This is a genomic window from Dokdonia sinensis, from assembly GCF_003688895.1.
GTDB lineage: Bacteria > Bacteroidota > Bacteroidia > Flavobacteriales > Flavobacteriaceae > Dokdonia > Dokdonia sinensis.
In genome coordinates this window covers 183,272-197,396 of record NZ_REFV01000006.1, presented here as the reverse complement: position 1 = coordinate 197,396, position 14,125 = coordinate 183,272, and the positions used below count along the sequence as shown (strand labels likewise).

General features: G+C 39.0%; 16 protein-coding genes. 4 read left to right on the top strand and 12 right to left on the bottom strand.

Annotated features, from left to right (window positions below):
* Window position 1: 1 nt before the first annotated feature.
* The 5 genes from EAX61_RS08225 to nhaC form a co-directional block, all read right to left on the bottom strand.
* Window positions 2–379 (bottom strand): hypothetical protein, encoded by a 378-nt coding sequence (locus EAX61_RS08225; RefSeq protein WP_121917200.1) that lies wholly within the window; start codon window positions 377–379, stop codon window positions 2–4.
* Between the two features lie 163 nt (window positions 380–542).
* Window positions 543–800 carry a DUF6952 family protein gene (locus tag EAX61_RS08220; RefSeq protein ID WP_121917199.1) on the bottom strand — a complete coding sequence of 86 codons (258 nt, stop codon included), beginning with the start codon at window positions 798–800 and terminating at the stop codon, window positions 543–545.
* Window positions 781–1,095, bottom strand: a complete 315-nt coding sequence (locus EAX61_RS08215) for a thioredoxin family protein (protein ID WP_121917198.1) — start codon at window positions 1,093–1,095, stop codon at window positions 781–783. Before EAX61_RS08215 ends, EAX61_RS08220 begins: the two co-directional genes overlap by 20 nt.
* A 10-nt stretch (window positions 1,096–1,105) precedes the next feature.
* Complete coding sequence (locus EAX61_RS08210; protein ID WP_121917197.1) at window positions 1,106–1,750, bottom strand: peroxiredoxin; 645 nt, start codon at window positions 1,748–1,750, stop codon at window positions 1,106–1,108.
* A gap of 160 nt (window positions 1,751–1,910) precedes the next feature.
* Window positions 1,911–3,395: a Na+/H+ antiporter NhaC gene (gene nhaC / locus EAX61_RS08205; protein ID WP_121917196.1), complete on the bottom strand. Its 1,485-nt coding sequence runs from the start codon at window positions 3,393–3,395 to the stop codon at window positions 1,911–1,913.
* 472 nt (window positions 3,396–3,867) lie between these two features.
* On the opposite strand from nhaC, the gene EAX61_RS08200 reads away from it, so the two are divergent.
* Together EAX61_RS08200 and EAX61_RS08195 are read left to right on the top strand one after the other, a co-directional pair.
* Window positions 3,868–5,595, top strand: coding sequence for a tail fiber domain-containing protein (locus EAX61_RS08200; protein WP_121917195.1), 1,728 nt, complete (start codon window positions 3,868–3,870; stop codon window positions 5,593–5,595).
* Window positions 5,596–5,729: 134 nt separating this feature from the next.
* Window positions 5,730–6,455 carry a hypothetical protein gene (locus EAX61_RS08195; RefSeq protein ID WP_121917194.1) on the top strand — a complete coding sequence of 242 codons (726 nt, stop codon included), beginning with the start codon at window positions 5,730–5,732 and terminating at the stop codon, window positions 6,453–6,455.
* Here EAX61_RS08195 and EAX61_RS08190 read toward each other — a convergent pair.
* Window positions 6,452–7,663 carry an aminotransferase class I/II-fold pyridoxal phosphate-dependent enzyme gene (locus EAX61_RS08190; protein ID WP_121917193.1) on the bottom strand — a complete coding sequence of 404 codons (1,212 nt, stop codon included), beginning with the start codon at window positions 7,661–7,663 and terminating at the stop codon, window positions 6,452–6,454. The two genes, EAX61_RS08195 and EAX61_RS08190, sit on opposite strands and share 4 nt — an antisense overlap.
* Before the next feature lie 215 nt (window positions 7,664–7,878).
* Here EAX61_RS08190 and EAX61_RS08185 point away from each other — a divergent pair, with 215 nt between their 5' ends.
* A complete protein-coding gene (locus EAX61_RS08185; protein WP_121917192.1) occupies window positions 7,879–8,337 on the top strand; it encodes an Lrp/AsnC family transcriptional regulator in 459 nt (152 codons plus the stop codon).
* 16 nt (window positions 8,338–8,353) lie between these two features.
* Complete coding sequence (locus EAX61_RS08180; RefSeq protein ID WP_121917191.1) at window positions 8,354–9,013, top strand: CPBP family intramembrane glutamic endopeptidase; 660 nt, start codon at window positions 8,354–8,356, stop codon at window positions 9,011–9,013.
* 62 nt (window positions 9,014–9,075) lie between these two features.
* Here EAX61_RS08180 and EAX61_RS08175 read toward each other — a convergent pair whose 3' ends face one another.
* The 6 genes from EAX61_RS08175 to EAX61_RS08150 form a co-directional block, all read right to left on the bottom strand.
* Window positions 9,076–9,456, bottom strand: coding sequence for a RidA family protein (locus EAX61_RS08175; RefSeq protein ID WP_121917190.1), 381 nt, complete (start codon window positions 9,454–9,456; stop codon window positions 9,076–9,078).
* 7 nt (window positions 9,457–9,463) lie between these two features.
* Window positions 9,464–10,126: an alpha/beta hydrolase gene (locus EAX61_RS08170; protein WP_121917189.1), complete on the bottom strand. Its 663-nt coding sequence runs from the start codon at window positions 10,124–10,126 to the stop codon at window positions 9,464–9,466.
* 70 nt (window positions 10,127–10,196) lie between these two features.
* Complete coding sequence (locus EAX61_RS08165; protein WP_121917188.1) at window positions 10,197–10,514, bottom strand: DUF4870 domain-containing protein; 318 nt, start codon at window positions 10,512–10,514, stop codon at window positions 10,197–10,199.
* A 71-nt stretch (window positions 10,515–10,585) separates the two neighbouring features.
* Complete coding sequence (locus EAX61_RS08160) at window positions 10,586–10,915, bottom strand: DUF4870 domain-containing protein (RefSeq protein ID WP_121917187.1); 330 nt, start codon at window positions 10,913–10,915, stop codon at window positions 10,586–10,588.
* Window positions 10,915–12,171: a dihydroorotase gene (locus EAX61_RS08155; RefSeq protein ID WP_121917186.1), complete on the bottom strand. Its 1,257-nt coding sequence runs from the start codon at window positions 12,169–12,171 to the stop codon at window positions 10,915–10,917. The genes EAX61_RS08160 and EAX61_RS08155 overlap by 1 nt, the downstream gene beginning before the upstream one ends.
* On the bottom strand, window positions 12,168–14,099 hold the full coding sequence (locus EAX61_RS08150; protein ID WP_121917185.1) for a BatA domain-containing protein: 1,932 nt from the start codon (window positions 14,097–14,099) through the stop codon (window positions 12,168–12,170). The genes EAX61_RS08155 and EAX61_RS08150 overlap by 4 nt, the downstream gene beginning before the upstream one ends.
* Between the last annotated feature and the right edge of the window lie 26 nt (window positions 14,100–14,125).

Sequence of the window (14,125 nt, the reverse complement as noted above, 5' to 3'; positions counted from 1 at the left end):
ACTATATACGAATGAACTCTTTGTTCAATTTTGCTTCCTCAATAAGGTCACGAGTAAAGCTTAGGTGACCGCGGGTTGTTACGATTCTAAAACGGTAGTCTTTAATCTTTGTAAGTGTATCAAAAAGTAACCATTTTGTCTTGAGTAACTTAGGTTTTGCAGATTTTAAACTAACTTCAAATATGTAAGGAATGCCACGCTTTTCGGCGATGATATCTGGAGTTAGAGAATTTCCTGTAGACGATCTTTTAAAAGACTTAGGAGATTCATACCCATCCAAATCTGCTTTGATATTTTCGAACCCTTTATTTTCTAGGTATTCTATAGTTTCAGTTAAAAATTCATTGTTTTTATCGGCGCACTTATCTTGTTGTATCATATCTCCTAATATAAGCACGGCTTTTAGATTATTATCCTAACGCGAGGTTAAAAGGCTAGCAACAAACGTTAAACTATATTTTTAGGGTGCAATTCTCTTTTGCGAAAGCGGTAAATAAAAAAGCCCCGTTATAAACGAGGCTTTTTAATACAAAGATCACATTTTAGGTATCTATAGAACCCATAACGCGTTTCATAAATCCATTGAGTGCGGTCTTCTTATCTGTGCCAGAACGCATATCACTATGTACTTCTAGTGCTCCGTACATATTTGAGATAAGTTCTCCTATGGTATCGAGTTCGTCATCCTTGAGAGAAGAAACTTCTGTGAGATTTTCTAAAACCTCTACGGCTTCAATAACAAAATCTTGGTCATTTTCCTCTATAAAACTTACGAGTTGCTTAATTAGGGGTAACTTCATTTAAAAGGTCTTTAAGTACGTCAAATTTGTTCGTCTGTACTTGATTTTTAAATGCTCCGTTCTGGAACGTTGCAAACGTAGGTAGGTTATCTACAGTTGCCATTTTACGGCTTTCTGGATGCTTCTCTGCATCTACAACTACAAATTTTATGTTCTCATTTTCTGAAGCTAGTTTTTTAAACTTAGGCTTCATAATGCGACAATTCCCGCACCAGGACGCGCTGTACTGGACGACAACCGTATCATTTTCTGATACGAGTTGTTCCAGGTTATCTTGTTCTAATTCTTGAATCATAGGTCCGGTTTTAGTTTGCGTGAGCCGCAAGGTACTGAGCTACACCGTCACGATTAGCATTCATTGCATCTTTACCGTCTTCCCAATTTGCAGGACAAACTTCTCCTTTTTCCTGCACGTGTGTGTAAGCATCTACAAGTCTTAAAAATTCAGCAACGTTACGACCTAGGGGCATATGGTTAACACTTTCGTGAAAAACCGTTCCCTCCTCATCGATCAGGTATGTCGCTCTGTAGGTTACGTTATCACCATCTACCATAACTGCTCCAGTTTCTTCATCATAACGCTCGTTTGTGACATCAAGAATTCCGAGCTGGTTTGCGAGGTTACGGTTAGAATCTGCAAGGATAGGGTAGGTGACACCTTCTATTCCACCATTGTCTTTGGCCGTATTTAACCACGCAAAGTGTACTTCTGGAGTATCGCAAGATGCTCCTATTACGATTGTATTTCGGTCTGCAAAGGCTTCCTGTGCCGCTTGAAAAGCGTGAAGCTCTGTCGGGCAAACAAAGGTAAAATCTTTAGGGTACCAGAAAAGGATCACTTTCTTTCCTTCGGTTTTTGCTTTTTCTAGAATATTGATTTTAAATGTATCGCCCATTTCGTCCATAGCGTCTACATTCAAGTTTGGAAATGTTTTTCCTACTAAAGTCATTGTTTTCAATTTTGAATTCGGGTGCAAAAATACCTCCGAATAAACGACCTGCGAAGTAGCTCAAATGGGATAAATCAATAGCAGTATTGACACTCTTTATACAAGAGAATAACGTGTTGAATTAGAGTGGTTACGCTTTCGCGAAAGCGTAAAAAAGATTCTATACTGCTTTGCGAGCATCCTTGAGCTGTCTAATCTTGATATTGAAAGCAGCAAAGAGTAACGTCATAAATGGGGATAGCCAGTTAAAAATGGCATACACAAAATAGTCGTAGACTGATACGCCCAAAACACCACTCTGATAAGCACCACAGGTGTTCCAAGGGACGAGTACCGAGGTTACAGTTCCAGAATCCTCAAGTGTTCTGGATAGATTTTCTGGAGCGAGACCTTTATCTGCAAAGGCTTTACTGTACATTTTTCCTGGCACGACAATAGCCAGATATTGGTCACTTGCCGTAACATTTAAAGCAAGACAACTTGCAACAGTACTGGCAAATAATCCAAAAGTACTGTGAAACATACTGAGGAGCGCTTTACTAATGGTAGCAAGAGCCCCAATAGCATCCATTATCCCTCCAAAAACCATTGCGCAGATAATTAACCAAATAGTGCCGAGCATTCCTGCCATACCACCAGAAGAAAATAAATCATTAAGAGACTCATTATCTGTTGGGATTGCGGTGTCTACTGTAATGGCATTTAATACTCCCTTATATGCTGAGGTAAAGGTTAATGAGTCTGCACCGGAAATTGCAAGAATCACATCAGGTTGAAAAATCAATGCGGCTACTGCACCTAATAACGTTCCTGCTAAAAGCGCGATAAGTGGTGGCGTCTTCTTTATGATAAGTCCTATCACGAGAACAGGAACTATAAATAGCCACGGCGATATATTAAATGATGCATCAATAGATGCAAGTATAGCCTCCGTATCTGCCTCTCCGGAAGTTTCTAGAGTGAACCCTAAAATGATAAAAACGATAAGTGTCACAATTACTGTAGGCACCGTCGTTAGGGTCATATATTTTATATGTGTAAACAAATCTGTTCCAGCCATCGCTGGTGCAAGATTTGTCGTGTCACTTAGCGGAGAGAGTTTATCCCCAAAATAGGCTCCAGATAGTACTGCTCCTGCAGTCATTCCTAGTGGTATCCCCAGAGCGTCTGCAATTCCAATCAAAGCAATACCAACTGTTGCAGAAGTAGTCCAGCTACTTCCTGTAGCCACGGAGATAACTGCACAAATAATGACACAAGCGGCGAGAAAGATTGTTGGGTTTAGAATTTGTAGTCCGTAATAAATCATCGTAGGGATAATGCCGCTAACGAGCCAAGTTCCCGCAAGCGCACCTACCATAAGTAAAATGAGAATAGCGCCAGAGGTGGATTTTAAGTTTTGCGATACTTCTTCCACCATTGTATCATACTTTACTTTATTGAAATAACCTACAATAGCAGCAACAGCACCTCCTAATAGGAGTATAAATTGATTTGAGCCACTCAGAGCATCATCACCAAAAACAAAAACATTAAAAGCAAGCATTCCCACAAGCGCAAAAACAGGGATTAGGGCTTCCCAAATATTGAGCGCAGTATTTTCTACAATTTTTTCGTTGTTTTTGTCTTTGGTCTGACTATCCATAGGAAGTGTTGTTTAGAAACGTAATGTTACGATTAATGCGTGAACTGAGCAAGCCTTATTAGAACCTGAAAAATTAATAATGCTATTGATTATGCTCTTTGTCGTTAAATATATTCGTTTTGACGATAATTTGGGCTACAAGCTTTTTCATAATTTGAATGAATAGGGAATAAGTAATTTTGATTTCAGAAGGAATGAAAAGAATACCCATTTAAGAAGAATTTTAGTGTCCAATTATTAAAAGATCCTGTTCAACCATTGCTAATAGGTTCTAATTTGAAATTTTGAGAAGTTACGGGGCAGAAGGTCCTTTTTTTGAGGACAATAGCAAACTAAAACCAGAAGTGTGCTTTTTTCGTAACTATGGTGCGTTATTCGTCGAAGGTTTAGATGATTTTGTCGAATAATGACTTGATTCAGTTTATAAAAACTTAATAATAGTATTTCTTTGTAGTCCCAAATCATTACAGTTATGAAACAATTATTACTTATACCTACAATATTGGTATGTTCTATCCTGACTGCTCAGGTGGGTATCAATACTTCCGAGCCTAAAGCTACCTTAGATATTTCTGCCTCAGACGTTGTTCAGAGCACAGATGGTATCCTTATACCACGCATTACAGACTTTCCTGCGACTAATCCAGAGGCAGAGCAACAGTCTATGTTAGTTTACCTTACTAGTGATCTTACTGCTAGAGAGGTTGTAGCTGGAGATGCACAGGATTATGTAAAAGGATTTTATTATTGGGATGACGCTGCGCAGACTACAGGAAACTGGATTGCACTTGCGTCAGAAGAATTTGAAGGATGGAAGATAGGAGGAAATGATGATGTCACAAGCGGAACTCATTTTCTAGGAACTACAATACCTCAAGAAGTAGACTTTAGAGTAAATAATACTTTTGTAGCGCGACTTACAGAAAAAGGTCAATTCGAACTTGAGTCTCCAGAAAAATCAGTTTTTATAGGGTTTGAAGCTGGGGAATCTTATGATCCAGATAATACGGCCGCAGAGCAGAACACCTTTATAGGTTTTCAAGCTGGGAAAGAGACAATTTCAGGAAGAGATAATGTTGCAGTAGGGTCGATGTCACTTTCTAAAAATACTTCCGGTAATTTCAATAGTGGCATTGGAGATGAAACACTTCAGAATAATACAACAGGATCTCAAAATACAGCTTTTGGTAATGATGCTTTGCGTGGTAATACTACTGGATCAGGTAATACTGGTGCGGGTACCAATGCTGGAGATAACAACAAGACGGGTAATAGTAATATTTATATAGGTCAGGATGCTGATACACAAACTGATGGTGTTGATGCTGCCATTGCAATCGGGAAATCATCAAGGGTTAATGGGGATGAAGCTATTGCCATAGGGTCAGGTGCGCAGGGGACAGGTGAAGATGCCATCGCTATAGGAGATAACGCACAGGCACAAGCTGTAGAAAGTATTGCTATAGGAAATGGAGCGAAGTCAATCAATGGGGCAACACGATCCATTGCCATAGGTTGGGAAGCGGAAAATAATGGCAGTGGCAATGGAGTAACTACAATTGGCATGGAAAGTGTCATTAGTAATGGAGCGACAAACAGCATTGCACTCGGGAATGATAATACAATTGCTGGCGGAGCATCTAATGTAGTCGCTCTCGGAAATTCGATTACTATTGATAATGGTCGAACTAATGCTGTGGGTATTGGTTTTCAAGCATCACCTACTCAGTCTAATCAAATACGTTTAGGAAATACAGGGATCACGAATATAATGGGACAAGTAGGAATCACAGCTACTTCTGACGCCCGGTTTAAAGAAAATATTGAAACTGATATTTCGGGATTAGAATTTATCACAGGTCTACAGCCGGTAAGTTATACTTTTAACAATGAGAAACTAAGTGCTTTTCTGGGGGAAGAGCAAGTCGCAAAAAATACGGGCAAAAGAGAGGTGGGCTTCTTAGCGCAAGATGTAGAAAAACTGGCTCAGGATTTAAACTTTGATTTTTCTGGTATCAAAACTCCTGAAGATGACAATGATATTTACGGGTTGCGTTATGCATCCTTTGTTGTCCCATTAGTGAAAGCGGTGCAAGAACAACAATCACAAATTGAAGATTTAAAGAGAGAAGTTCAAGAACTTAAGCATCTAAAAGATGAGCTTGCTGAAATTAAAGCGCTTCTAAAAAGTACTAAATAATAAGATTTACTAGCCCAATAGTTTCAAAACGCCGACTAAATACCTTAGTCGGTGTTTTTTTTAGTGCTTTATTAACATATTGGTTTCGAGTTGGATAGCCTTGAGTAATATCTTTGCAATTAAAGATATTGATTATGAAGCATTCTATTTTTTTCCTAGTTCTATTATCCTTTATACTTAGTTCTACGGCTCAAGTAGGAATAGGCACAGCAACTCCCCGTGCGGCGCTTGAAGTTGCTAACAGTACTCAAGGTGGAGTTCTTGTTCCCACTTATGCACTTTCAGGAACAGATGATGTTGCCAGTGTCATTCACCCAGATGGCGTTAGTGCAACACCAGAGGAAGGTACCCTCGTTTTTAATACTACCGCCTCAACACCTAGTACTGATGTAAATGCTATAGATGTAGGATTTAAATATTGGGATGGATCTCAATGGCAGGGACTTGGTCCTAAGACTGGAGTAATGTTGAGAAGGTTTGATTTGAGTACAGGTGGAGTTGGAGCATCAGGGAACGTTTTTAATTTTCCAAATTTATCATTTAATAATATAGCAGGTTCGAATTATGTCTCTGATGATATTATTCTTCCTCGGGGAGTATATGTAATTGAATCAAATTTGAGATTAAATAGTAATAATTCAGTGGATTGGGCAGTGCGATTAGATGGCACCGAAATAGCTGGAAGCATTCGTGGCTCTGCAAATCCTCCCAGTAATAGTACAAATGCAAGTGAAACTAATTTAGTTGCCATAGTTGAGATAACAAGTGCCTCAGGTGCAATCGATTTTCAAATGGTCGGAGGTCCAGGTGCAACTGTAATTGCTGGGCAATGCTACGTGAAAATCGAAAAAATAAACTAAACAGCCATTTCCAAAACCCCAACCTCTTCCATACAGTCTCTCATCATCTCAAATGTACGTTCAATATCTGCATCTAGGCCTATTGAAAAGCGTATGAGTCCATCCGTAAGTCCCATTGCGGCCTGTTCATCTTCTGGGATTTCTGAAGATGTAGATGTTCCAGGAGCACTAAAAAGTGTTTTATAAAATCCGAGGCTTACAGCGAGATATCCTAAATTCCGTTCTTGCATTAATTCCATAAGGGCATTTGCTTTGTCTAAAGAGCCTACGTCTATCGTAAGCATCCCACCAAAACCGTATTTGTCATTCATAAGGCTTTTAAATACCTCGTGACTAGGATGCGAAGTGAGTCCAGGATAAACCGTTCGTAACCCTAGAGCTTCAAATTCTTGAGCGAGATAAAGTGCATTATGACTATGTTGTTGCATTCTAATATGTAGTGTGCGTAAATTTTTAAGAACAGAAGCAGCTCTAAGACTATCCATCGTAGGACCTAGAAGCATACTTGCACCATCATTTACATTACGCAACTCATTTATAAATTCCTGCGTCCCACAAACGACACCACCCACGGTATCTGAAGAGCCATTTATAAACTTCGTTAAGCTATGTATTACCACATCTGCCCCGTGTTTTATAGGAGAGATAGAAAGTGGTGAGAACGTATTATCAACCACGAGTTTGAGGTTGTGTTTTTTAGCAATTTTGGATAGGGCCGCTATATCTGCAATTTCCAGCAAAGGATTACTTACAGATTCACAGTATAACACTTTCGTATTTGCTGTTATAGCGGCTTCTATCACCCCTAAATTTGTTATATCTACAAAGCTTGTAGTAATGCCCAGTCTGGGCGCAAAGTTTTTTAAAAAAGCATACGTACCTCCATAAATCGTTCTGCTAGAGACGATATGATCATCATTCTGGCATAGTTGCAAAAGGGTAGGCGTGATGGCTCCCATCCCGCTTGCGGCAACATTTGCCGTTTCGGTTCCTTCCATTGCAGCTAGGGCTTCTCCTAAATATAAGTTAGAAGGGGTCGAATGTCTAGAGTATAAATAGCAACCATCTGCATTTCCTTCAAAAGTGTCAAACATTGTTTTGGCCGACAAAAATGTATAGGTTGAACTATCTGAAATTGAAGGATTGACTCCTCCAAATTCTCCAAAATACTGTAAATCCTGAATCTCATTTGCTGGTTTGAATGACATAGTTTGAAAAGAATTTATGCAAAAGCGGATCCCGATAGCTATCGGGACATCCCGCAATCACAATGGTTAATACTTCAGTAAATATAAATGTTGTTAGATTATTTGTCATCATAACAAATAAAATTTAGATAACTATTCGGTATATTTGGGATAATGATGATTACGCTTTCGCGAAAGCGTACTAAAAGCACATTCCCTTAGAAATAATTTCTACTATGAAGCTAGATGCAATTGATAAAAAACTATTAGAACATCTCCAAAAAGATTGTAAGTTGACCAATAAAGAGCTGTCGGCGCTACTCAACCTGTCAATAACAGCAATTTATGAGCGGATCAAAAAACTAGAACGCTCTGGCGTTATTTCTCAATATGTGGGATTGCTAGACAAATCTAAAGTAGGGCGCGATTTTATTGTGTACTGTCACATCAAATTAGAAAAGCATAAAGAGGAATATCTAATGAAATTTGAGCAGTCTGTTATGGAGCTTGAAGAGGTTGTAGAGTGTTTTCACGTGAGTGGTGATTACGATTATATTATTAAGGTGCTGGTGGCAGATATGGCTTCTTTCCGAGAATTTATGGTGACAAAACTCACCTCGCTCGCGCACGTAGGAAGTACACAGAGCTCCTTTGTGATAAGCGAAGTGAAGCATACCACAGCAGTTTCTATTTAATATTATCTTTATTGTGATGACAAGTCAAAAGCCTTTATCTTCCACCAGAAATTATCTCATTGCAGAGTTTTTCGTACTCTTTGTTGCAACTCCACTAAGCTTACTTTTACCTTATGATTTTAGGATAAAAGTAGCTACTATCCTTATTGCGTTTAGTTACTTGCTGTTTGTTTTGTTCAGAAAAACGGCTATATCATTTACCATAAAAAAAGACATTAACTGGAAATGGTTTTTCTGGATGATACTTTCAAAATTTTTAGTAATTGCTGTCGTAACTGGAATTTATGTATATGTAGTGGATGCTACAAAACTCTTTTGCGTTCCCCGAACAGACCTCAAGCTTTTCGGGATAATATTACTCGTTTATACCTTTCTATCTGTATGGCCACAAGAAGCGATTTATAGGACCTTTTTCTTTGAGCGCTATGGGCAGTTCTTCAACAACAGGAATGTATTGATATTTGTTAATGCTGTGATATTCTCACTTGCACATATTTTTTTGCAGAATGTACTAGTGACGGTACTCACCTTTATAGGCGGACTACTGTTTGCCTACACGTATGAAAAATCCAGGTCTACAACGCTTGTTTCCATTGAGCACGCTGTGTATGGGAATTGGCTTTTTACGGTTGGGCTAGGGGAAATGCTAGCTTTTCCGGGGATGGGAGCTTGTTAATTAATGATGATTACGCTTTCGCGAAAGGAATATACTTTCGCGAAAGCGCAAACCAAAAAACCTTACTTCACCGCAATACAAGAAATTTCAACATTTACATATTTAGGAAGATTTGCAACCTCCACAGTTTCTCTTGCAGGAGCCGTAGCTTCGTCAAAATACTCTCCGTATACAGCATTAATGGCCCCAAAATTTTCCATATCACTTATAAATATGGAAGTTTTTACAATATGCTCCATGGTCATCCCAGCAGCTTCAACTACGGCTTTAAGATTAGTCATTACGAGTTTAGTCTCCTCAGAAATGGAACCTTTAAAGAGTTCCCCCGTTTTTGGGTCTATGGCGATCTGTCCCGAAGTAAAAAGGGTATTACCGGATAGGGTTGCCTGATTATAAGGCCCTATGGGTGCTGGTGCGTTAGGGGTTGTAATAATTTTTTTCATTTTCTTTCTATTTGAAGTTGTTGTGCTCTTCGAGCCATTTCTTGAACTCGTAAAAGTTTTGGGGATGAACACCGTGGCCTACGGGAAAAGTACTCAATGAGCTTTCTATACCTAAATCCTTGAGATAATCTGGTGTTTTTTGCGCAGCTTCTATAGGAATGACTTGGTCTGCCGTACCGTGAGAATTATAAATGTTAAGATGCGCATACGCGGGTGCAGACTTCAATTCTATAATTTCTTCATTGATATATCCGCTCAGACCAATAACGTTTTTAACCTTTTCAGGATAGGTAAGGGCAACGCCATAACTTAAGATAGTGCCCTGACTAAAACCGAGCAAGGTAACATTGTACGGGTCGAGGTCATACGCTTTTACCGCTTCATCTATAAACTGTGCAATAGTATCACGGGATGCTACTGCCTCTACATTATCAGATTCCTTGACCCCATTTGGGTCTATGCTTATAGCATACCAGGCATTGCCATATGGTTGCATTGCGTGCGGAGCTCTCGCAGAGATTATAAAATATTCCTCTGGTAGTTCTGAGGCAAATGAGAATAAATCATTCTCATCACTACCGTAACCGTGCAGTAAAAGTAGGAGTGGGGCTTTGCCCGTAATTGATTTTTTAGGTTTTTGAATTATGTGTTCTAGTGAGAGTTTTTCCATTTTCCAAAAATAAAAAATGCCACTGTGAAAGTGGCATTTTAAATAACGTATAATTATATTTTTAAAACGATTATAGACTTTTAAACCAATCTTGAAAGAGAGGTCCCACAACAGGTAATTCCTTACGCTCTTCCTGTACCGCACCTATAAGACCGATAATCCAGAAAACGAATAATCCTATCCAAATTAATAGTGGTACTACGGGTATAAACCTTGCTAGAAAAGAATTTATAATTCCAAAAAGTATAAGTCCTAACATATTCCGAATATGAAACGAGGCAAAGGGATCTTTTTTATCATTATTCATAACAATAGCAATAATTAAACCGATGAAGGTGATGTAAGCAATTATAGCGATGTTCTTTCCTTCTGATGTTGGTGTGGACATAGTAAATAGATTTTGGTTAGTGTTTGATTTCCAATAACCTAAAGTACTATTTTTTGTAAACTAATGCGGTTTTAGTTATTAACAGTAAAGGTCTTTTGTATAAACTCGCCTACAATCGGAACAGGCTTGGTTTGACCTTGAAATGCAGAAACAATTCCGTATAACCACAGCGCAAAAAATGCAAACATGAACGGTCCAGAAATGAGCCAAGAGTCAAAAAAGCCAAGAGGAAGCATTACGAGAAAATACCCTAAAGTGAGCCCGAGAGACTGCCGGATATGAAAAGAGGCAAAAGGATTTTTCTTATCCGCATTCATAAAATAAGCGATTATTAAGCCTATGAAGGTAAAATAGCTTAAAGCTGCTGCCGGTTTGCCTTCAAAAATAGTTTCTTCCGTCATTAGTCGTTTAAGATGATTTGATTGTTATTGACAATTCCATACACTTTACCCTTAAGTTTTGCTCCTAAGAAAGCCGCATTCTTAGATTTTGATTTAATATCGCTTTCGCTAAAGGTGTAACTTCCCTTAATACTAAACAGCGTCAAATTTGCATTTGCACCTTCGACGATAGATTGTTCTTTATTTGTAAATCTTGCGCGTCCTTGGGTCAAAAGTTTTACCGCTTTTTTCTCACTTACCAGAGTTAGCAATGCACCAAAAGTTGCCTCTTGAGAAATAGTTCCGTACGTCGCATTATCAAACTCCACGTGCTTACGCTCCACATCGAGAGGATTGTGGTCGCTGGTTACAAAATCTATCACACCAGTTTTTATGCCTTGAATAAGCGCTTCAACATCATCTTGATTGCGTAATGGTGGAGTGACCTTGTAATTTGTATTGAAATCTTCTAAGACATCATCTGTAAAAAAAAGATTGTGAATTGCCGCACTAGATGTAACGTCTAGACCTTTTGCTTTAGCATCTGCAATGAGATGTACTGAGGCTTTTGTTGATATAGTGGGGATATGTAATTTTCCTCCCGTATATTCTAGAATGTGTAAATCTCTAGCGACTTGTAAACTTTCGGCAATTGCAGGTTTCCCTTTGAGACCTATTCTCGTACTCATTACTCCTTCATTTACCTGACCCTTTCCGGCAATATCATTTTCTTGGGGAAATGAGAGTACGAGTCCATCAAACCCTTGTGTGTACTGTAATGCTATTTTTAATAAATTAGGGTTTGACACAGGTTTTTGATAGTCTCCAAAAGCGACTGCTCCAGATTGTTGCATATCGTAAAGCTCTGCTAGATCTACGGATTCACTATTTCGCGAAAGCGCACCTATGGGAAACAATTCCGTGGCATTACCAGCACTCTTGTGCATCATAAAAGCAACGTCTGCACTGGTGTCTATAATGGGATTTGTGTTTGGGTTTACGGCGATTCCAGTAAATCCAGATAGAGCAGCCACCTTAAGTCCGTTTTTTATGGTCTCTCGCTCTTCATAACCTGGTTCTCCTATACTCACACTAGTGTCAAACCAACCCGAGGAAACTTTTAAATCGTCAAAAGTTATTGTTTTTTCGTTCTTACTTGGAGTAAGCGTGGAGGCAATTTCTGTAATGATTCCGTCTTTAATACGGATGTCTACGACGTTTCCATTATGTGGACTCTTGGAATCTATGACGGTGGCGGCTTTTATGAGTGCGTTCATTTCAGGAATTTTAAGATGAGCATTTCCAGTAATAGGAAGCCGAGTGCAAAAATAACAAACCATTTCCAAAGCGACTGTACATCATCTGCAGCTTTCAGGTTGTCAAATAACGTAATAATTGAGGTGGTATATGAGATACCTTCTTGTGGTTGCTGTTCCAGATAGCGCAACACACTTTCTGACCGGTCGTAGTTATAACTCACTCGCTGTATGACACTGTCTTTTAATTTTACATTATAAATTCCAGCTTCTGCGGGAGTCTCTCCAGTAGTGACTCTTACTTTAGTAGCAAAACTTTGCTGCAAGGGGATAAGATTATCGCTTGCTCGCTCCGTATGAGATAGGTTTAAAATAGCGTCTTCCCCTAGCGAGATCGGAATATCATAAACGTTATCTTTTCCAATAGTAAAATAGAGTTCTGGGAGATTGAGGCTTTGTTTTCCTACGTTAAAAAGGGTGGGGACTATAAGTGGCGAGTTTTTAAAATTTGAATTCTCCTCGCTGAGCGCGCTTGTAAATACATAAGTGTTTCCTCTTGTTGCCAGAAAGGCAGCTCCATCTTCATAAGTTAGTAATCTATCACCGCCATTAAGGTTAAAACTCACTAAAGCTCTCGGGTATTGGAAGTTTTTGATCCGGTTTTCAAATACGTTTGTGTATAAAGGATGGTCGTAGTTTATGGTTGTGATAAGTCTTTGGGTAGTGTTTATTTTAGAAAAACTCATTCCGCCTAAAGTTGTCAGTAACGTGCTGTAGGCAGACGGCTCACTCTTTTGGTTAGGAATGATGACTATAGTGCCTCCCGCTTTTGCAAAAGCGGACAACGCATTTACTAACGCCACCGAAGGCGACCCCACTTCGTTTAACACGATTAGATTATAATCTGCAATCGTGCTATAATCGAGATTGCGAAACAAAACACCAGTATACTCAAAATCAGGCTGACTAAAAATTCTAGCCAAAAAACGGTCATCACTCTCGTTAATACTTAACACTTTTACGCTCGTGCCGCTATTGAAACTAAAATATAGACTGTTGTCAAAGTTAAGGTCTGGATCTTCTATTATGAGCTTTCCTTCAAAAACGCCTTCAGGTTGCACGTCAAATTTTACGGTGGTTTCTAGCGATTCTCTAAAAGATGCCGTACCCTTTGCTACTAGAATTTCTCCATTGTAAAGAGAGACCGGAATATTACTTTCTTGCTTTTCACTAGACGATAACAATACGGCAAGTGTTATTGTATTAGATTGATTTTTAGTTACATATACGCTATCTATACTTGTGTTGCGCAACGTAGCAGGAGTGAGCTGTACGATATATGACTTATAGTCCTCGGAAACAGAAAGCGGTGACTGACCTTTATCCTGAAAGTCAGATATAAGCACCAAACGCTTTTCTGTAGAGGGATCATCAGAAAATTCGTTTTGCGCCTTGAGTGCTATCGCTGCTTGAGACAACTGACTCGCAGTGTATGGAAGAGTAAGGAGCTCCTGACGTATGTTTTTTATACGAGTGTTCTTAAAAACTCGATCATTTGTTATGAGTGAGAATTGTGTGTCCTCTGGAACATTCTTAATTAAATCCTGAATACTCTGTTTAAGTAATGGCCCAGCGCTACCCTTAGCCTGCATACTAAAAGAGTTGTCTAAATAAATAACAGTTTCCTTTGCCTTAACTGCACTATCGCTCAAAGTAAAAAAAGGTTGGGCAAAGGCAAGGATAATCATCGCAAGTGCCGCCATCCTCGTAAGCATTACCAGCAGTTTCTTTATGGTATTACTCTTGCGGGTTTGAATATTGATTTTCTTAAGGAAAGCAACATTGGTAAAGGCTTCCTTCTTAAATTTCCTGAGTTGGAATAAATGGACAAGGATGGGAATTATCAGTAAAAAAAGGGCATAAAGAAGTTCCGGATGTCTAAACTGCATTCTTGTCTAAGTCTTTGCTCAAAAGT

Coding starts and splice junctions, on each gene's coding strand:
- EAX61_RS08165 (WP_121917188.1), bottom strand. CDS start 10,514: ATGTCCACACCAACATCAGAAGGAAAGAACATCGCTATAATTGCTTAC.
- EAX61_RS08220 (WP_121917199.1), bottom strand. CDS start 800: ATGAAGTTACCCCTAATTAAGCAACTCGTAAGTTTTATAGAGGAAAAT.
- EAX61_RS08195 (WP_121917194.1), top strand. CDS start 5,730: ATGAAGCATTCTATTTTTTTCCTAGTTCTATTATCCTTTATACTTAGT.
- EAX61_RS08160 (WP_121917187.1), bottom strand. CDS start 10,915: ATGACGGAAGAAACTATTTTTGAAGGCAAACCGGCAGCAGCTTTAAGC.
- EAX61_RS08210 (WP_121917197.1), bottom strand. CDS start 1,750: ATGACTTTAGTAGGAAAAACATTTCCAAACTTGAATGTAGACGCTATG.
- EAX61_RS08190 (WP_121917193.1), bottom strand. CDS start 7,663: ATGTCATTCAAACCAGCAAATGAGATTCAGGATTTACAGTATTTTGGA.
- EAX61_RS08185 (WP_121917192.1), top strand. CDS start 7,879: ATGAAGCTAGATGCAATTGATAAAAAACTATTAGAACATCTCCAAAAA.
- EAX61_RS08215 (WP_121917198.1), bottom strand. CDS start 1,095: ATGATTCAAGAATTAGAACAAGATAACCTGGAACAACTCGTATCAGAA.
- EAX61_RS08180 (WP_121917191.1), top strand. CDS start 8,354: ATGACAAGTCAAAAGCCTTTATCTTCCACCAGAAATTATCTCATTGCA.
- EAX61_RS08200 (WP_121917195.1), top strand. CDS start 3,868: ATGAAACAATTATTACTTATACCTACAATATTGGTATGTTCTATCCTG.
- EAX61_RS08155 (WP_121917186.1), bottom strand. CDS start 12,171: ATGAACGCACTCATAAAAGCCGCCACCGTCATAGATTCCAAGAGTCCA.
- EAX61_RS08225 (WP_121917200.1), bottom strand. CDS start 379: ATGATACAACAAGATAAGTGCGCCGATAAAAACAATGAATTTTTAACT.
- nhaC (WP_121917196.1), bottom strand. CDS start 3,395: ATGGATAGTCAGACCAAAGACAAAAACAACGAAAAAATTGTAGAAAAT.
- EAX61_RS08170 (WP_121917189.1), bottom strand. CDS start 10,126: ATGGAAAAACTCTCACTAGAACACATAATTCAAAAACCTAAAAAATCA.
- EAX61_RS08175 (WP_121917190.1), bottom strand. CDS start 9,456: ATGAAAAAAATTATTACAACCCCTAACGCACCAGCACCCATAGGGCCT.
- EAX61_RS08150 (WP_121917185.1), bottom strand. CDS start 14,099: ATGCAGTTTAGACATCCGGAACTTCTTTATGCCCTTTTTTTACTGATA.